This window comes from Acidimicrobiales bacterium, from assembly GCA_016716005.1.
GTDB lineage: Bacteria > Actinomycetota > Acidimicrobiia > Acidimicrobiales > JADJXE01 > JADJXE01.
In genome coordinates, this window is record JADJXE010000004.1 from 1 (window position 1) to 16,982 (window position 16,982).

Sequence of the window (16,982 nt, forward strand, 5' to 3'; positions counted from 1 at the left end):
ACAGGGAGTCGGGTCGGTGGGGCTGTCGGAGCGCCGTTTCTGTGGATAAGGCGGGCCGGGTTGGCTGTCGGCTTGTGCACAGGTTTCCCGTTGACCCGGTCCGGGCGATGACCGGGGTGACTCCGTTCGGAGGTCTGCATGGCTGGTGTCGGTCCTGCTCCGAAGCCTGATGGTCAGCGCCGGCGGCGTAACGCGCCGACGTTCCAGTGGGTGGTGTTGCCGGCGGGGGGCCGTGCGGGTCCTGCGCCGCGGTTGCCGGTGAAGCGGCCGGCGTGGCTGGCTGAGACTCGCCGCTGGTGGGAGCGGCAGTGGGCGTCGCCGATGGCGACCCAGTGGCGTGTCGACGACGGCGAGCTGGTGCGTCTGGCGTTCCTGTTCGAGTCGTTCCTGCGGGGTGTGGGGAATCTGGCGGCGGTGTCGGGCGAGATGCGCCAGATCGAGGATCGGCATGGGATGAGCCCGGCGGCGCGGCTGCGGTTGCGCTGGGTGATCGATGGGGAGCAGCCGGCGCCGATGGCGCAGAACGGCGGCGCCCGGGTGGTGCCGATCGGTCGTGGCCGCCGCCCCCGCGTCGATCCCCGCGCGGGCTGACCGGTGGCCCGGAAGGGCCTGCCCGCGTGGGATCCGCTGGAGCCGTGGCCGACGCTCGGCGGGGAGGTCGTCGACTGGGTCGAGGCGCACTGCGTGCACGGCCCGGGCGACGTGCGCGGCCAGCCGGCGGTGGTGCGCCGCGACGTGGCCCGCTTCCTGTGGCGCTGCTACGAGGTGCATCCGAGGGCGCTGTGCGGCCGGCCGGCCTGCCGGTGCGTGGAGCGGGTCGGCCGCCGCCGCTATTCGTGGGCGGTGCTGAGCCGGATCAAGGGCACCGCCAAGAGCGAGGTCGCGGCGTGGGTCGTGCTCGCCGAGCTGCTGGCACCGGTGCGGTTCGACGGGTGGGACGCCGACGGCGTCCCGGTGGGCCGCCCGGTCACGTCGCCGTACATCCCGGTGGCCGCCGTGTCCGAGGACCAGGCGGACGACACGCTGTGGGGGGCGACGGTCGTCGTGGCGGGCGAGGGGCCGCTGGCCGACGTGCTCGACGTCGGCCTGATGCGGATCATCGACCCGCTGTCGGGCGGCGAAGCGAAGATCGTGACGTCGAGCTCGATCAGCCGGGACGGCGGCAAGCCGTCGTTCACGGCGGCCGACGAGGGTCACCTGTGGTTCTCGAGGGAGCTGCGGGACATGGACGGCTTCCTGCGCCGCAACCTGGCGAAGCGCCCGCAGGCGGAGCCGTGGGGGTTGTCGGCGACGACGATGTTCCGGCCCGGGCAGGGCTCGGTCGCCGAGCAGGACTGGGAGCGTGCCGGCATGTCGCTCCCGGCGGCTGTCCGTGAGCGGCGGGCGGTGCCGTGGCTGCTGTTCGACCATCGGGAGGCCGGCCCGGACCATGACACGTCGACCGACGACGGTCTGCGCTGCGCGGTCGCGGACGCCGCCGGGGACGCCGACTGGCTGGACCTGGACCGGATCGTGGAGGACTACCGCCGTGACCCCGAGTCGGGCGAGCGGTTCTGGCTGAACCGCCGGACGGTAACCTCCGACCAGGCTGTCGACCCGCAGGTGTGGGCGTCACGCACCGACGCCGGCCGGGTGGTCGCCGACCGCGAGCAGATCACCCTCGGGTTCGACGGGTCGAAGTCCGACGACCAGACGTGGCTCGTCGCGACGACGCTGGCGGACGGCTGGCAGTGGCCGGTCGGCTGGTGGGCGCCGGACGGCTCGACCGACAGCGAGCTGCGGATGCGCGGCGAGGTGCGGGCGGCTGTGGCCGCGGCGTTCGCCCGCTGGCGGGTCGTCCGCATGTACGCCGACCCGCCCTACTGGGCCGACGAGATCGCCGAGTGGCGCGGCCAGTGGGGCGACAAGACGGTCCTGCCGTGGGAGACGTACCGGGACAAGGCGATGGCGTGGGCGGTCCACCAGTGGGCCGAAGCGATCCACACGGGGACGCTCACCCACTCGGGTGACGGGCCGCTCGCCGAGCACGTCGCGAACGCCCGCCGACGCGACACCCGCTTCCTGATCGACGGTCGGCCCGGCTGGACGTTGCAGAAGGAACGGCCGGGCAGCCCGCGCAAGATCGACGGGGCCGTCACGTCGGTGCTGTCGTGGCGGGCCCGCACCGACGCCCTGTCCGCCGGGCTGCTCCGCACGGACGAACCGCGTCGCACGCTGCGCACGTCGAGGAGGAGGTGACCCCGTCAATGGATCAGTCGCAGGGGTCGCCGGCCTGGTGGCTCGGCAAGCTCGCCGCCCGCATCTCCCAGCAGACCGCCGACGCCGCCCGCCTCGAGCGGTACTACGAGGGGCTGCAGCCGCTGGCGATCGCCACGCAGGAGTACCGCGAGGAGTTCTCGCGGATGCTCGCCGCGGTGTGCGACAACTGGATGCCGATCATCGTCGACGCTGTCGAGGAGCGCCTCCACGTGGAGGGGTTCCGCATCGGCGGCGACCCGGCCGGCGACACGGACGCCTGGCAGCTGTGGCAGGCGAACTGCTTGGACGCCGACTCGGAGATCGCCCATTCGACGGCCCTCACGTGTGGGCGTGCCGCCGTCATGGTGTGGGCCGGCGACGACGGCCAGCCGGAGATCACGATCGAGCATCCCGCCCAGGTCGCCGTCGCGTACGCGCCGGGCAGCCGCCGCCGCAAACTCGCCGCGGTCAAGCAGTGGGTCGACGAGTGGACCGGCGAGCATCACGCCAACGTGTACCTGCCCGACCGGATCGCCAAGCTGCGACGGCCGGACGCGTCGTCGGGCTGGGCGGAGCGGGCCGACGAGATCCCCAACCCGCTCGGCCTGGTCCCGATCGTCGAGCTGCAGAACCGCCCGAAGCTGGCCGGCGGCCGGTGGGGGGTGCGCAGCGAGATCGCCGAGGTGCTCTCCACCCAGGACCAGATCAACAAGCTGGTCTGCGACCTGCTGGTCGCCGCCGAGTTCGGGGCGTTCCGCCAACGGTGGGCGACCGGCATCGAGCTGCCCGTCGACCCGGACACCGGCGTCGAACTCGAAGCGTTCAAGGTGGCTCTCGACCGGCTGTGGCACACGTCGGCGCCCGACGCCCGCTTCGGCGAGTTCGGCCAGACCGACCTGGCGAACTACACGGCGGCGATCGAGAACCGGGTGCAGAGCCTCGCGTCGAGGACCCGCACCCCGCCGCACTACCTGCTCGGCCAGTCGGGGGCGTTCCCGTCGGGCGAGAGCCTGAAGGCCACCGAGACCGGCCTGATCGCCAAGGTGCACTCCCGCCAGCGCCACTACGGCGAAGCGTGGGAGGAGGTCATCCGCCTGGCGTTCGCGGTGCTCGGCGACGAACGCTCGTCGGCGACGGCAGCGGAGACGATCTGGTCGGACCCGGAGTCGCGCACCGAGTCCGAGCACGTCGACAGCCTGGTGAAGAAGCTGGCGCTCGGCGTGCCCCACCAGCAGCTGTGGGAGGACGCCGGCTACACCCCCCCGCAGATCGCCCGCTTCAAGGCGATGCTCGCCGAGCACGCCCTCACCCAGGCCGTCTCCTTCGGGTTGGACGCCCCCGAACGGCTCGCCGGCGAGTAGCCGTGGACGCTCTGACCGCCGCCTACCGGGCTCGGGTGCGCCGGCTCGCCGGGCGCACCGTCGCGACGGTCGTCGACTGGTGGGACGGACTCGACGTCGACGACACGGACGCGGTCGCCGTGTTCGCCCGGCGCTCCGCCCGCACGGTCGCCGCCGCTCAGATCGAAGCGGTCGCCGGCGCCGACGGCTACGTCGCCGGCTACGTCGCCGCCCGCGGGGTTCCCGCACGGCCGGTCGGGCTGAACCCGGCCCGATGGGCGGGCCGCACCATCGACGGCGCACCCGTCGGCCGCGTCGCGGTCGGCGCGGTGATCTCCACTCGAGCCGCCCGGGCGGACAGCCATCCGGCCCCCCGCACGGTCGGCACCGCTGTCCTGACCCGCCGGCTCGGCGACACGGTCGTCGACACCGCCCGCGCCGCCGAACGGGCAGCGATGGACGCCCAGCCCGCCGTCGCCGGCTTCGACGTCGTCGCCGCACCCGACGCCTGCCCGTTCTGCGCTGACCTCGCCGCCGGCGAACAGCGCCTCCTCGACGCCGACGTCGAGTTCCACCCGCACTGCCGGTGCACCACCCGACCGGTCGTGACACGCGACGCCCGGCGCTGAACAGGGCGGACCACCACCAACCCACTCCACCTGGAGGACACCTCATGGCTGAGGGCACCCCCGACCCGCCCGCCGACGACAGGACGTTCACGCAGACCGAGCTGGACCGGATCGTGCAGGACCGGCTCGCCCGCGAACGAGCCAAGTACGGCGACTACGACGACCTGAAGGCCAAGGCCGGCCGCCTCGACGAGCTCGAAGCGTCCCAGAAGACCGAGCTCGAGAAGGCGCAGGAGACGGCCCGCCAGGCGGAGGAGCGGGCCCGCAGCGCCGAGGAGCGGGCCCGGGCCGTCGCGCTGCGGGCCGCGGTCGTCGCCGAAGCGGCCCGTGTCGGTGTCGTCGACCCGGACGCGGTCGCCGCGCTGCTGCCCGCCGACGCTGTGACCGTCGCCGACGACGGCAGCCCGGCCGGTGTCGCCGAAGCGGTCGCCGGGCTCCTCGACGCCAAGCCCTACCTGCGGGCCAGCACCCCACAGGGGACAACCACGCCCACCCCGGGCGGAGCAGACGGCGGCCCCCGAGGCGCGCCGGCACCCGGCCAGCTCGGCCGCGACGACCTGAAGGGCATGACGCCCGAGGAGATCGTCAAGGCGAAGAGCGAGGGCCGCCTCAACCAGCTCCTCGGCGTCACCTGACGCCCGACCCGAGAAAGGCCCCCTGATGGCCATCACCAACTTCGTTCCCGAGGTCTGGGCCGCCCAGCTCCAGGCATCCCTCAAGAAGGCGCTCGTCTACGCCGGCCCGTCGGTCGTGAACCGCGACTACGAGGGCGAGATCACCGAGTACGGCGACACCGTCCGGATCACGTCGATCTCCCGTCCGACCGTCGCGACGTACACGCCCGGCTCGACGACCGTCACCCCCGAGCAGCTCACCGACGCGCAGCGCAGCCTGCTCATCGACCAGGCCAAGTACTTCGCGTTCGAGGTCGACGACGTCGACCTGCGCCAGGCCCGCTCCGGTGGCGCCCTGATGGACGAGGCCGCCACCGAGGCCGCCTACGCGCTCGGCGACGTCGCCGACCAGTACGTCGTCGGCCTGTACACCGGCGTCGACTCCGGCAACGCCCTCGGCACCGTGTCGGTGACGACCGCGGCGCTGGCCTTCACGCAGCTCCGCAAGCTGAAGGTCAAGCTCGACGAGGCGAACGTCCCGCAGGCCGGCCGCTACGTCGTCGTGCCCCCCTGGTACCACGGTCTGCTCCTCGAGGACGACCGGTTCGTGCGGGCCGACGCGTCCGGGTCGACCGAGGCGCTCCGCAACGGGCAGGTCGGCCGTGCGCTCGGCTTCGACGTGCTCGTGTCGAACAACGCGCCGCTCGTCACCGGCGACGACTACCTGGTCCTCGCCGGCTACCCGGGCGCGATCGCGTACGCCGAGCAGATCAACAAGGTCGAGGCGTACCGGCCGCAGGACGCCTTCTCCGACGCGATCAAGGGACTCCATTTGTACGGGGCTAAGTTGCTGCGCCCGACCGGCATCGCGACGCTGGTGGCCTCGATCACCTGATGTCGAAGGCGCGCGGTGTCTACGCCATCGTCAACGAGGCGACCGGCAAGGCGTACATCGGCTCGGCTGTGGACGTGCGGCGCAGATGGCAGGCACATCGCCGCCATCTGCGCCGCGGGTCCCACCCGAACCGGTACCTGCAAGCGTCCTGGGACCGCCACGGTGAGCCGTCGTTCCGCTTTGAGCTGGTCGAGCTCGTCTCGGCCGCTGCGTCGCTAGTGGAGCGAGAGCAGGCGTGGCTAGACGCCCTGCGCCCCTTCGACCGCGATAACGGATACAACCTCAGCCCGACGGCGTACAGCATTCTCGGCTACCGGTTCACCCCGGAGCAGAGGGAGAACGTCGCAACGTCTTGCCGGGGCAAGCCCAAGTCAGCCGAGCACCGTGCCCGACTGTGGGCGAACCGAGAGGTCGACGAGTCACACCGAGAGCAGATGCGCCTGTTGGGCGAATCCGGACGCGGTGTGCCCAAGTCGGCCGAGCACCGTCGCAAGATCGGTGCAGCCCACGCCGGCAGCAAGAACACCCAGGCGAAACTCACCGAGGAGGCCGTGACGGAGATCCGTCGCAGGCTGGCCGAGGGGGAGACGGGGCGGAGCCTGGCGCGCACGTTCGGCGTCCACGAATCCATCGTCTCAGAGATCAAGACGGGGCGTCGCTGGCGCCACGTCCCCACCCCCACTCCGTAAAGGAGGGCCCCCGTGGCCCGCACAGCGATCACCGTCGTCGACCTGACCCCGAACACCGTCGTCGCCGACCCGGCCGGCACGGCCATCGACGCGACGAACCACCACGTCTTCACGCCGGCCGACCCGACCGAGGAGTACGTCATCCGCGTCGTCAACACGTTCGACGGCGCGAAGACCGCGACGATCAAGGCTGGGGACAACCCGCCGGCCGACGCCGCCGGCCAGGGCGACCTGGCGGTCGCCTGCGGCGACGGCGACCCCACCGCCAGCGTCAAGTGGGTGGGGCCGCTCACCTCGGCCCGCTTCATCCAGAACGACGGCACCGTCAACATCGACGTCGCCGCGTCGATGACCGGCTTCATCACCGTGTTCCGGGTTCCTCGGAGCGCCTGATGCCCGACACGGGCTGGTTCCGGGGTGCCGGCGGTGTGGTCGTCGAGCTCGACGTGCCGGCTGCCGGCACCCACCAGCGGGAACGCTTCGACGCGCAGCTCGCCGCCGGCGAGCTGATCCCGGTCGCCCGGGCGGTCAGGGTCGACGTCCCTGGCGGCGGCTACACGTGGGCCGAGACCGACGCGGCGCCCGAGCCCGAGCCCGAGCCCGACGGGCCGCCCCCGGTCGAGCCTCCCGCCGCGACGAAGCCGGCGGGTCGTCCCCGCCGGTGAACAGCACCGAGGCGCGGCAGCGGCTCGAACGGATGGTCGCCTCCGCGGAGGATCCCACCCTCACCTCAGCCGAGGTCGACGACCTTCTCGAGCTGGCCCGCCGGCCGGACCGGGCGGGGAACAGCCCGCTCAACGTGGACGGCGCCGCCGCCTGGCAGGCGGCGACCGTCTACACGGCCGGGACGGTCGTCAAGACGTCGGGCCGCTGGTGGCAGTGCGCGGTCGCGGGCACGTCGGCTGCGACGGCGCCGTCGTGGCCCGATCTGGCCGGCCAGCCGGTGACGGGCCGTGCTGTCGACGACGGCGGCGTCGTGTGGGTCGACAACGGCGGGCCGTGGGCGGCGACGTGGGCTCTCGACGCCGCCGCGGCGGAGGGCTGGCGGTGGAAGGCGTCGAAGGTGTCGCCCCGCTTCGGGTTCTCGACCGGCGACCAGCGGTTCGACCGGGGCGACGTGTTCGCCCACTGCTTGCAGATGGCCGCCGTCCACCAGCGCCGCGCTGCGGGGTCGACGGTCACGCCTGCCGGGGGGTGACCTGGGATGCTGACCGCCGCCGAGCTGACGTCGATGCGTTCCCAGGTGGCCGCCGCGCTGCCGGACACGGTGTCGCTGTCCAGGCCGGGGGTGACGGTCGACAGCGAAGGGAACACGGTCGGCGTGCTCGCTGCGTTGAGCACCCCGGCGGGCTGGCTGATGGTGCCCGGCCCGTCTGACCGGCTGCTGGCCGACCAGGCCGGCCAGACGGTCGACGCTGTGCTGCTCCTCCCGTACGGCACGGATGTCCGTCCGGGGGACCGGGCGACGGTCGGCGGGGCGGCGTGGACGGTCGCGACGGTCGCCGACGCCCGCCTCCACGCCCGTGCCGGCCTCAAGAAGGCGGAGGCGTAGATGCCATTCGAGATCGACGACTCCGACTTCCGGGCCGGCCTCGACCAGGCCACCGACGACATGAAGGCCGACGCCGAACGGTCGCTCCGCCGGCTCGCCGACGACATGGCCTCCCGCATGACCGCCACCGCCCCCCGCCTCACCGGCGCCGGCGCCGCGACCATCGCCGTCACCGACGCCTCCGCCGACAGCCTCGTCGTGCTCGACATCGGCCCCGACGCCTCAGCCTTCTACCTGGCGTTCTACGAGTGGGGCACCAGCCACCAGCCGCCCCGACCGTTCCTGCGGCCCGCCGTCGAGCAGGCCGTCGCCGCCTGGCAGCCCTGATGGCCACGACCACCGCCGGCGCCCTCAAAGCCGCGATCGACGCCGCGCTCGTCGGCTGCCCCGTCTACCGGGACGCCGCCCCCGAAGCCGCCGCCCTGCCGTACGTCGTCGTCCACGAAGGCATCTCGATCGTCCCGGCCCTCTCCGGCGACCACGAAGCCGACCCCGTCGTCTCCGAACAAGCCCAGATCGACGTGTGGCAACGCTGGCGCGACCCGACCACCAACGCGCCCGCCGAGAACGTGGCGCTCCCCCGAGCGGTCGCCCGGGCCGTTCACGCCGCCCGCCTCTCCGCCCACCCCCAACACGCCTGGGGCAGCCGCCTCGCCGGCAGCGTCCGCTTCGTCGAACGCGACACGAACCTCGTGCACCACGCCCTCACCGTCGACATCACCCGCGACCTGTAGGAGCCGCAGTGGCCACCGTCCACGTCCCCCAAGCCGACGGCGAGATCCGCATCACCGTCGGAGGCCCGCCGCCCGCGGTGTACCCGGTCCACGCGCACCACGTCGACGTGCCCGACGGGCAGCTCGACGTGTTCCTCACCACCGTCGAAGGCGCCCGCCTCGACAGCGACGCCCCAAGCGGCGGCCCCACCGCACCCTCCGGGGGCGGGCCCGACACCACCCCCGAGTCCCAGGAGGACTGATGGCGCTCACCCATGTCACCAAGACGTTCGCCGTCGAAGACGCCAAGATCGCCCAGCTCACCGCCGACCCGGCCGGCGGCTCCGCGACCTACGGATCGTCGATCGACGTGCCCGGCATCAAGCAGGTCACCATCTCCGGCGACGTCAACAACGTCGAGCTGCGAGGCGACAACCAGCTCCTCGACAGCGACTCGCTCCTCACGAACATCAAGGTGCAGATCGGCTTCGCGAAGTTCTCCTTCGACCTGCTCCCCGTCTTCGTGGGCGGCACGACCGCCGACGCCGGCACCACCCCCAACCAGACCGTCACCCACGAGATCGTCAACTCGAGCCGCTTCAACTACTTCAAGCTGATGGCGAAGACCCCGACCGGCGGCGGCGACGTGACCACCGGCGACGTGCTCTTCACGATCCACAAGATGAAGCTGTCGTCGTTCCCGGAGCTCGGCCTGGCCGAGGAGGCGTTCAAGCTGTACACGGTCGACGCGGTCGCGATGCCGCTGCTCGCCACCGGCAACAAGTGGCTGACCGTCCAGCTGCGTGAGACCGCAGCGGCGATCACCTGATCGTGCCGTCCGACTCCGACCGGATCCTCGCCGCCGGCGTTCCCATCGCCCTCGCCGGCGGCGAGACCGGCCACTGCCGGTTCAGCCTGCGTGGCCTCAAGCTGCTGGAGGACACGTGGGGGTCGCTCGCCGCGGCGGCCGTCGTCCTCGACGGCTTGCAGGCCGCGGCCCGTTCCGGGTGGGACAAGGGCGGTGTCGGCGACCTGGCCGTCTTCTTGGCGGCGGCGCTCGGCACGACTCCCGACGACGCCCTCGACCTGGTCGACGGGCAGGTGAACGACTGCGTCAGGGTGCTCGTCGCGGCGTGGGTCGAAGCGTTCCCAGCGCCAGCGGGAAAAGCGGGGGGCGAGGCGACGAAGAGCAGGCCGAGCCGTTCGACTGGCCGGCGCTCTACCACCTCGCCACCGTGACGTTCGGCCGTTCCGACAGCGAGTTCTGGGCGATGACGTACGCGCAGCTGGCGCTCCTCGCCGCCGCGCACGACCCGCGGCGGGCCGCCCGGCCCGCCGTCGAGACGCCCAGCGGCGGCGTGCTCGACCTGGCCATGTTCGAAGCGTTGAGAGCGGGGTGAGATGGCCGACCGTGCCCTGCCCGACCTGAAGGCCCGTCTCGTGCTCGACACGAGCGACCTGGCCCGAGCGCAGACCGACGCCGACCAGACCGGCGCCGCGTTCGGGCAGCTCGGCGTGTCCGCTTCGGCGGGTCTCGCCGCGGCCGGTGTCGCCGCCGCCGGCCTCGCGGTCGCCGCAGGCAAGGCGCTCGTCGACCTGGGCGGCACGTTCGACTCGGTCCGCGACGACATGCGGGTGTTCACCGGGGCGACCGGCAGCGACCTCGACGAGCTCGAAGGGTCGTTCCGCGACGTCGCGTCGACCGTCCCGGCGTCGCTCGACCAGGTCGGCGAGGCGGTCACGACCCTCGGCCAGAAGACCGGCTTCGCGGGGGACGACCTGGAGGGCCTGTCCGCCCAGGTGCTCGACCTCAGCCGGATCACCGGCACGGACCTGCGCGGCAACCTGGACGCCACCGCCGCGCTGATCAACAACTGGGGGTTCTCCGCCGAGGAGGCGGGCCCGAAGCTCGACGAGCTGTTCCGGGTGATGCAGGAAACCGGCACCCCGGTCGGCCAGCTCGCCGATCAGCTCGCGACGCTCGGCCCGAAGCTCAGGACCGTCGGCCTGGACTTCGAGACGTCCGCGGTGCTCGCCGGGACGTTCCAGCAGGCCGGCCTGAACCTGTCGACGGTCATGCAGCCGCTGACCCGCTACATCGGCGAGATGGCCGCGCAGGGCGTCCCCGCGCAGGAGGCGCTCACCGGCCTGTTCGAGCAGATCGAGGGTGCGGCGACGCCGACCGAGGCGACCGCGCTGGCGGTCGAAGCGTTCGGGAACCGTGGCGCGCAGATGGCGGACCTGATCCGCAACGGCACGCTCGACGTCGCCGGGTTCGTCGACTCGATCCGCTCGGGGGGCGACACGATCCGCGGCGCCGCCGCCGACACCGCCGACTGGTCCGAGCAGCTGCAGGTGCTGAAGAACCAGGCGCTGCTCGGCTTGCAGCCCCTCGCCGACGCCGCGTTCGGCGGGCTCGGCGCCGTCCTCACCGAGGTCACCCCGTCGGTCACCGAAGCGACCGACGCTCTCGGCAAGCTCGCGACCGACGCCGCCCCGGCGATCGGCGCGCTGGCCGAGTCGTTCGCCGCGCTCGCCGAGTCGGGGCTCAGCGACCTGTCCGGGATCCTCGGCCTGACCGCGGAGGGCTTCGAACGGGTCGGCGGGGCGCTCGACCAGATCGGCGGGATGGGCGGCCCCGCCGTCGACGTGTTCCGCGGGATGCTCGAAGCGCTGCCCGGCGTCGGCATGGTGTCGACCGCCGCCGAAGGTCTCGGCGACCTCGCCGGGGCGCTCGGCCTTGTCGGCGACGAATCGGCGAGCGTCGCCGACAACCTCGACACCGTCGGCGAAGCGATCCTCGGCGCGTTCGAAGGCGCCGGCGGGGTCATCGACCCGGCGTCGCAGGGCACCCGGGAGATGGCCGCCGCCGCGGTCGAAGCGGCCGACGGCGCCGACCAGGCGGCCTCCGCGATCGACACGTTCACGCAGGCCGTCGACCGTCTGACCGGCGCGTCGATGGGCGCCGAGGAGGCCGACCTGCGGCTCCGCGACGCCATGGACCAGACGTTGCAGGCGGCGCTGGCGACGGGCGGCACGTTCGACGGGACATCCGAATCGTCGCGTGCTCTCCGCCAGGCGATGCTCGACCAGGCGCAAGGCGCCTACGACCTGGCCGTCGCCCAGCTGCAGGTCGACGGGGACACGGCCCGCGCCCGCGACACCCTCTACACGCAGCGCGACTCGCTGATCGCGGTGATGGACGCCGCCGGCATCACCGACACCTCCATCCGCGACGGGCTGCTCGCCACCTACGGCTTGCTGCCCGAGCAGATCGAGACGGCGGTCAGCCAGTCGGGCGCGGAGGATGTGCAGCGGGCACTGGAAGGAGTGACCGACGCCGGCTGGGACTTGGAACAGTCGGACCCGAACGTGAACGTCTCCGTGTCCGGGGCGGCCGAAGCGGGCAACGCTATCCGGGGCGTCGCTGACCAGTTGGCTCGGCTGGGTGACCGGCATGTCACGGTGACGGTCGGGGCGTCCGTGTCTGCCGCAGCGCAGGCGGCGATGGACTGGGCGCGCTCCCATGCACAGGGTGGCATCGTCGACTACTTCGCCAACGGTGGCGAGAGCCATGTCGCGCAGATCGCCCCGGCGGGGGCGTGGCGGGTGTGGGCGGAGCCGGAGACGGGCGGCGAAGCGTACATCCCGCTCAGCCCGGCGAAGCGGGCCCGCAGCCTGGACATCTGGGAGGAGACGGGCCGCCGGCTGGGTGTCGGCGCCGGCCCGTCCGTCAGCATCGTGGTGAACAACCCTGCGCCCGAGCCGGCGTCGACGTCCGTCGAGCGTCGGCTGCGGACGGTGGCCCGCAGCGGGGTGCTGGCCGGATGAGCGGCCTGTGGGGCGCCGAATACTGGCAGGCCGACGGCGTCGACCTGGAGGGCTGGCGCTGGCTGGTCGAGTCGGTCGAGGACCGCATCCCCGCACGGGTCGGCAGCAACATCGCCATCCCCGGCCGCAGGGGCAGCCGATGGCAGGAGAAGCGCCTCAGTGAGGGTGGCTTCGTCATGACCCTGTTCGTGACGAACCTCGACGCCGACGGTGACGCCGCCGCGACGGCCGGGGAGCGGTTGGCGCAGGCCGCCGAGAACCTTGACGCGCTCGTCGCTCTGGTCGCCAGCGTGAAGGGCCGGGAGGTGACGTGGACGCGGCGCCGGTCGACGGGGCCGAGCGCAGTGGAGACGCTCACCGGGCTGGGCGAGGTCGTCGCCGAGATCCCCGTCGTCCGGTTCAAGACGGGCGAGCACAGGTTGACGTTGGAGGTGGTGATGGCCGACCCGTGCTGGTACGGCGACGAGGTCACCGAGGAGGTTGTGAAGGGCACGCCGCTCGTCGTGACGATGCCCGGCAGCGCCCCGGTCGAGGCGATGACCGTCACCTTCGCCGGGCCGCTCACCAACCCGGTGCTGACGAACACCGTCTACGCGCCGGACCTGATCCTCCAATACACCGGGACCATCGGCGAGGGCGACAGCGTGGTGCTCGACGTCGGCGAGTTCACGGCGCTCGCCGGCTCCACCAGCGTCATCGACAAGATCACGCACAGCGGGTCGGCCCGCTGGATGGAGCTCGTCCCCGGCACGCAGACGCTGACGCTCACCGCCGATGCCGGCACCGGCACCGCAACCCTGGCCTACCAGCCGCCCTACCTGATTTAGAGGAGCACACGATGGCGAGCGACTTCTATCAGAAGGGCCTCGAGCACTTCTGTCAGGGTGACATCGACTGGCTGAACGACGACATCAAGGTGGCGCTGGTCGATTCGGGCGCCTACACCGTCGACCTGGCCGCCGACGAGTATTTGGACGACATCGCCGGTGCCGCCATCGTCGCGACGTCCGACCCGCTGGTCGACAAGACCTGCACGCTCGGCGTGCTCGACGCCGCCGACGTCACCATCGAGGACGTGACCGGATCGACGGTAGAGAAGGTGCTGATCTACAAGGACACGGGCAACGCGGCGACGAGCATCTTGCTGCTCTACGGCGACGGGGTGGTGACGCCGAACGGCTCCGACGTGCTCATCTCGTTCCCGGCGAGCGGGAACAAGATCGGCGCGCTGGGCTAGGCCATGTCGACCGGCTACCGGTCGCACACCGGCTACCGAGCGGACCAGAGCTACGCCGACCAGCGGGTCGTCGCATGGGCGTCGGCCAACCCGACGCGAGGCGGCGGCGACTGGACGGTCGACCAGGTCTACGTCGTCGCCTGGTCGACTGTCGAGCGTGTTGCTGATGCCGGCTACCGCGACGGGACGATCACCTACCGGGCGGAGCGGCTTTACCGTGGGGCAACGCCCGGCGCTGGTCGGTGGACTGTCTCCCCGGCTGCCGGGCCGACCATTTCTTGGGCGTCCGCCGATCCGATTCGCGGGGCTGAACCGTGGACTGTCTCCCCGGCTGCCGGGCCGACGGTCGCGTGGGCGTCCGCTGGGCTGCCTCGCTCGGCTGCTTACGACGTGTCGTCGATCTACGACGGCGATGGCAGTTACGACGGCGACACTGTGTCGGGGCATGGCGGCGACTGGTCCGTCGACCCTGGCGTCTACCAGATCGAGTGGGCGGCCCCGATCCTGCTCGGCGGTGTCGGCCAGTGGACGGTCACCCCCGAGTACGTCGCCGCCAGCGCCCTGCACGGCTGGCAGGTCCGCGTCTACGACGACGACCTGTCCACCCTCCTCGCTGTCGTCCCCCGCCCGGCCGGCTTCGAATGGTCGATGGTGCTGTCCGACGTTGGGGCCGGCGCGGTGCTGCTCGACCCGACCGACCCGTGGGTCGAGCAGAACGCTGCGCTGCTCGACGGCGAGCACGTCTGGCAGTTCTGGTGGAAGGGCCAGCCCCGCTTCTCGATGTTGCGGGCCGACGTGGTCACCGACTTCGTCGACGAGGCGGGCGCCAAGCGCATCCTCGTCCAAGGGCCCGGCGTCGGCCAGCTGCTCGCCGACGCGGTCGTGCTGCCACCCGGCTACCCCGACCACGTCACGCTCAGCCGGGGCTTCACGAACGCCCGGGCGCTCAGCGTGTTCCTCGACCTGCTCGGCGAAGCGCAGAGCCGGGGGTGCGTCCCGCAGGTGACGCCGACGTTCACGGCTGGCGCCGACTCGGACGGCACCGCCTGGACGGACAGCGCCAGCCTGGAGGTCGAGCCGGGCGGCGACCTCTACCAGTGGATGAGGCAGTTCGCCGAGTGGGCCAACGCCGACTGGCAGGTCGACGAGCGCGGCCGGCTGCACGTCCGCCGGTCGTGGGGCCGCGACCTCACCGGCACAGTCGTGTTCCATCCGGGGCACGCTGTCCGCGACGCCCGCCGCACGTCGACCACCCGGGAGGTTCGCACCGTCGCCTACGTCGCCGACGCGGCCGGCCAGGTGACGGTGAGCGCAGCGACGACAAGCCGCCGCCGACGGGAGCGGTGGGTCTCGTCGTCCGGCGAGCTGTCCGACGCGACCCGCCGGCTGATCGGCTCGGCGGTCCTGGCCCGCCAGGCGGACGAGGCGACGTCCCGCACGGTGACCGTCCAGGCCGACGCGCCGAGGCGGGTGGTGTTCGACGACTGGACGTTGGGCGATACGGTCGCCTACGAGGAGACGCCGGGCACCTTGGTCAGCGCACGGGTGTCCTCCATCTCGTTCCGGCTGGACGACGCCGGCGCGACCTGCGAGGTGACGCTCGGCGACCTGCTCGAGCTGGCATCGGAGCGGATCGCCCGGCAGATCGACACGCTCCTGTCGCCGGGTCCGGTGCTGACGACACCGCCGACCGATCCGATCCCGCCGTCGGAGCCGGTGCTGGTGCAGCCGCCGGACGGGCTGACGGTCGGCACCCTGTCCGCGTTGGGTGTGTCCACCGCGACCCTGTCGTGGTCGTCGGTGTCGGGTGCGGAGGTGTACGAGGCGGAGGTCGAGCGGCTGGGCGCCGACCCGGTGGTGCTGTCTCGCACGTCGACGTCGACGGGCGCACAGTTCGAGCCGCTGGTGCCCGATACGGCGCATCGGGCGCGGGTGCGGACGGTGACCCGGTCGGGCCGCCGCTCCGACTGGTCGCCGTGGGTCGCGTTCACCGCTGCCGGTGACACGGGCATCCCGGCGGTGCCGGCGCAGCTGGTCGTGTCGGCGGGCCTGCGGAGCCTGGTCGTGTCGTGGCAGCAGGTCGCCGACGTCGACGTCGCCTGGGGCGCCGGGCAGTACGAGGTGCAGATCGACACGACGCCGGCGTTCACGTCGGCGCGCTCCCGGCTGGTCGGCGGCACCGTCGTCGCGTTCTCCGACCTGGAGCCGGCCACCGTCTACTGGCTGCGGGTGCGGGCGGTCGACTCGTCGGGCAATCCGTCGCCGTGGACGACGTCGCAGCAGACGGCGACGGTGACCGCGTCGTCGGCGGACCTGTCGGTCGGCTCGGTCGTCGCCGAGACGCTGGCGGCCGGCGCTGTCACGGCCGACGCTCTGGCCGCCGGGTCGGTCGTCGCCGGCAAGGTCGCCGCGTCGGCGATCACAGCCGAGACGATCGCGGCCAACGCGATCCAGCTGTCGAAGCTCTCCCCGGCCAGCCAGGTGATCGGCGTGACCGTCGACCTGGGGACGAACGGCCGGCTGCGGGCAGGCGACTACTACGGCGGCTCGCCCGGTGTCGTGTTCAGCCTGGATGGCATCTTCGCCGGCACCCTGTCCGCGAGGACGTTCGAGCTGCGTCGGGACGGCACCGCCATCTTCCGGGGCACGGTCGACGCCTCCCGGTTCACCAGCTTCGGCCAGTCCGGCAACGTCATCAACGTCAACGACGTGTTCACGGTCGACGGCAGCGGCAACCTCGTCGCCAACAATGCCCGGATCACGGGCGACCTGACGGGCGGCGGGCAGGGCTCCCGGTCGGGTGTGAACCCGGCGAACCCGGTCCGCATCTCCGGCGCGTCGATGGGGGATGTCGCCATCGGCGGGGCGAACAGTCGAGCGCAGTTCGGCAGCATCAGCATCGGCGCCTGGTCGGCCGGTGAGGGCGGCGCCACCGACGTCGACCAGATCAGGTGGACGTCCGGGGCGAGCATCTCGAACCGGAACGGCGGGCTGACGTTCAACGTGAACGGCAGCCGGGTCGCCACGCTCGGCGCCTACTCGACGGACGGCGTCCAGTTCGACGCCAGCCTGAAGGTCGGCACGCTGCGAGCCGACAACGTGTCGATTCTCGGCTACGGGACGCTGGTCATGGCCGGCCAAGCGCAGGTCGGCAGCCTGAAGGTCGGCAGCTTCAACGTCGAATGGCGGCTCGTCACGATCCCGGGCGGCGGCTCGGTCTACGCACTGTGCAAGGTGGGATGAC

At 72.4% G+C, this 16,982-nt stretch carries 21 protein-coding genes; all 21 read left to right on the top strand.

Annotated elements, in window-relative coordinates; all coding sequences use genetic code 11:
• Window positions 1-321 precede the first annotated feature (321 nt).
• The 21 genes from IPM45_17965 (at window position 322) to IPM45_18065 (ending at window position 16,981) form a co-directional block, all read left to right on the top strand.
• Window positions 322-591, top strand: a complete 270-nt coding sequence (locus IPM45_17965) for a hypothetical protein (GenBank protein ID MBK9181401.1) — start codon at window positions 322-324, stop codon at window positions 589-591.
• Between the two features lie 3 nt (window positions 592-594).
• The gene (locus IPM45_17970; GenBank protein ID MBK9181402.1) at window positions 595-2,238 is read left to right on the top strand and encodes a terminase; all 1,644 of its coding nucleotides are present in this window, start codon (window positions 595-597) and stop codon (window positions 2,236-2,238) included.
• 8 nt (window positions 2,239-2,246) lie between these two features.
• Window positions 2,247-3,599: a phage portal protein gene (locus IPM45_17975; protein ID MBK9181403.1), complete on the top strand. Its 1,353-nt coding sequence runs from the start codon at window positions 2,247-2,249 to the stop codon at window positions 3,597-3,599.
• Between the two features lie 2 nt (window positions 3,600-3,601).
• Window positions 3,602-4,207: a hypothetical protein gene (locus IPM45_17980; GenBank protein MBK9181404.1), complete on the top strand. Its 606-nt coding sequence runs from the start codon at window positions 3,602-3,604 to the stop codon at window positions 4,205-4,207.
• 44 nt (window positions 4,208-4,251) lie between these two features.
• Window positions 4,252-4,842 (top strand): phage scaffolding protein, encoded by a 591-nt coding sequence (locus IPM45_17985; GenBank protein ID MBK9181405.1) that lies wholly within the window; start codon window positions 4,252-4,254, stop codon window positions 4,840-4,842.
• 25 nt (window positions 4,843-4,867) lie between these two features.
• Window positions 4,868-5,716, top strand: a complete 849-nt coding sequence (locus IPM45_17990; GenBank protein ID MBK9181406.1) for a P22 coat protein - protein 5 domain protein — start codon at window positions 4,868-4,870, stop codon at window positions 5,714-5,716.
• Entirely contained in the window at window positions 5,716-6,405 is a 690-nt protein-coding gene (locus IPM45_17995) for a GIY-YIG nuclease family protein (GenBank protein MBK9181407.1), read from the top strand. The genes IPM45_17990 and IPM45_17995 overlap by 1 nt, the downstream gene beginning before the upstream one ends.
• Before the next feature lie 12 nt (window positions 6,406-6,417).
• Window positions 6,418-6,798 carry a hypothetical protein gene (locus tag IPM45_18000; GenBank protein MBK9181408.1) on the top strand — a complete coding sequence of 127 codons (381 nt, stop codon included), beginning with the start codon at window positions 6,418-6,420 and terminating at the stop codon, window positions 6,796-6,798.
• Window positions 6,798-7,070: a hypothetical protein gene (locus tag IPM45_18005; protein ID MBK9181409.1), complete on the top strand. Its 273-nt coding sequence runs from the start codon at window positions 6,798-6,800 to the stop codon at window positions 7,068-7,070. The genes IPM45_18000 and IPM45_18005 overlap by 1 nt, the downstream gene beginning before the upstream one ends.
• A gap of 32 nt (window positions 7,071-7,102) precedes the next feature.
• On the top strand, window positions 7,103-7,603 hold the full coding sequence (locus IPM45_18010; protein MBK9181410.1) for a hypothetical protein: 501 nt from the start codon (window positions 7,103-7,105) through the stop codon (window positions 7,601-7,603).
• A 6-nt stretch (window positions 7,604-7,609) separates the two neighbouring features.
• Window positions 7,610-7,957 (top strand): hypothetical protein, encoded by a 348-nt coding sequence (locus tag IPM45_18015; protein MBK9181411.1) that lies wholly within the window; start codon window positions 7,610-7,612, stop codon window positions 7,955-7,957.
• Entirely contained in the window at window positions 7,958-8,284 is a 327-nt protein-coding gene (locus tag IPM45_18020) for a hypothetical protein (GenBank protein ID MBK9181412.1), read from the top strand.
• Window positions 8,284-8,691, top strand: coding sequence for a hypothetical protein (locus tag IPM45_18025; GenBank protein ID MBK9181413.1), 408 nt, complete (start codon window positions 8,284-8,286; stop codon window positions 8,689-8,691). Before IPM45_18020 ends, IPM45_18025 begins: the two co-directional genes overlap by 1 nt.
• 8 nt (window positions 8,692-8,699) lie before the next feature.
• Window positions 8,700-8,933, top strand: coding sequence for a hypothetical protein (locus IPM45_18030; protein ID MBK9181414.1), 234 nt, complete (start codon window positions 8,700-8,702; stop codon window positions 8,931-8,933).
• Window positions 8,933-9,499, top strand: coding sequence for a phage tail protein (locus IPM45_18035; GenBank protein MBK9181415.1), 567 nt, complete (start codon window positions 8,933-8,935; stop codon window positions 9,497-9,499). The genes IPM45_18030 and IPM45_18035 overlap by 1 nt, the downstream gene beginning before the upstream one ends.
• A gap of 2 nt (window positions 9,500-9,501) precedes the next feature.
• Window positions 9,502-9,909, top strand: coding sequence for a hypothetical protein (locus tag IPM45_18040; GenBank protein MBK9181416.1), 408 nt, complete (start codon window positions 9,502-9,504; stop codon window positions 9,907-9,909).
• Window positions 9,906-10,070, top strand: a complete 165-nt coding sequence (locus tag IPM45_18045; GenBank protein MBK9181417.1) for a hypothetical protein — start codon at window positions 9,906-9,908, stop codon at window positions 10,068-10,070. Before IPM45_18040 ends, IPM45_18045 begins: the two co-directional genes overlap by 4 nt.
• Window position 10,071: 1 nt before the next feature.
• Window positions 10,072-12,501, top strand: coding sequence for a phage tail tape measure protein (locus IPM45_18050; protein ID MBK9181418.1), 2,430 nt, complete (start codon window positions 10,072-10,074; stop codon window positions 12,499-12,501).
• Window positions 12,498-13,328 carry a hypothetical protein gene (locus tag IPM45_18055; GenBank protein MBK9181419.1) on the top strand — a complete coding sequence of 277 codons (831 nt, stop codon included), beginning with the start codon at window positions 12,498-12,500 and terminating at the stop codon, window positions 13,326-13,328. The genes IPM45_18050 and IPM45_18055 overlap by 4 nt, the downstream gene beginning before the upstream one ends.
• A gap of 11 nt (window positions 13,329-13,339) precedes the next feature.
• Window positions 13,340-13,738, top strand: a complete 399-nt coding sequence (locus tag IPM45_18060; GenBank protein ID MBK9181420.1) for a hypothetical protein — start codon at window positions 13,340-13,342, stop codon at window positions 13,736-13,738.
• 390 nt (window positions 13,739-14,128) lie between these two features.
• Complete coding sequence (locus IPM45_18065) at window positions 14,129-16,981, top strand: hypothetical protein (GenBank protein MBK9181421.1); 2,853 nt, start codon at window positions 14,129-14,131, stop codon at window positions 16,979-16,981.
• The last annotated feature ends 1 nt before the right edge of the window (window position 16,982 follow it).

Excerpts from the sequence above, each read along its gene's own strand:
- IPM45_17965 (MBK9181401.1), top strand. The coding sequence starts at position 322 with ATGGCGACCCAGTGGCGTGTCGACGACGGCGAGCTGGTGCGTCTGGCG.
- IPM45_17995 (MBK9181407.1), top strand. The coding sequence starts at position 5,716 with ATGTCGAAGGCGCGCGGTGTCTACGCCATCGTCAACGAGGCGACCGGC.
- IPM45_17990 (MBK9181406.1), top strand. The coding sequence starts at position 4,868 with ATGGCCATCACCAACTTCGTTCCCGAGGTCTGGGCCGCCCAGCTCCAG.
- IPM45_18015 (MBK9181411.1), top strand. The coding sequence starts at position 7,610 with ATGCTGACCGCCGCCGAGCTGACGTCGATGCGTTCCCAGGTGGCCGCC.
- IPM45_17985 (MBK9181405.1), top strand. The coding sequence starts at position 4,252 with ATGGCTGAGGGCACCCCCGACCCGCCCGCCGACGACAGGACGTTCACG.
- IPM45_17975 (MBK9181403.1), top strand. The coding sequence starts at position 2,247 with ATGGATCAGTCGCAGGGGTCGCCGGCCTGGTGGCTCGGCAAGCTCGCC.
- IPM45_18060 (MBK9181420.1), top strand. The coding sequence starts at position 13,340 with ATGGCGAGCGACTTCTATCAGAAGGGCCTCGAGCACTTCTGTCAGGGT.
- IPM45_18010 (MBK9181410.1), top strand. The coding sequence starts at position 7,103 with ATGGTCGCCTCCGCGGAGGATCCCACCCTCACCTCAGCCGAGGTCGAC.
- IPM45_18025 (MBK9181413.1), top strand. The coding sequence starts at position 8,284 with ATGGCCACGACCACCGCCGGCGCCCTCAAAGCCGCGATCGACGCCGCG.
- IPM45_18020 (MBK9181412.1), top strand. The coding sequence starts at position 7,958 with ATGCCATTCGAGATCGACGACTCCGACTTCCGGGCCGGCCTCGACCAG.
- IPM45_18050 (MBK9181418.1), top strand. The coding sequence starts at position 10,072 with ATGGCCGACCGTGCCCTGCCCGACCTGAAGGCCCGTCTCGTGCTCGAC.
- IPM45_18035 (MBK9181415.1), top strand. The coding sequence starts at position 8,933 with ATGGCGCTCACCCATGTCACCAAGACGTTCGCCGTCGAAGACGCCAAG.
- IPM45_18005 (MBK9181409.1), top strand. The coding sequence starts at position 6,798 with ATGCCCGACACGGGCTGGTTCCGGGGTGCCGGCGGTGTGGTCGTCGAG.
- IPM45_18055 (MBK9181419.1), top strand. The coding sequence starts at position 12,498 with ATGAGCGGCCTGTGGGGCGCCGAATACTGGCAGGCCGACGGCGTCGAC.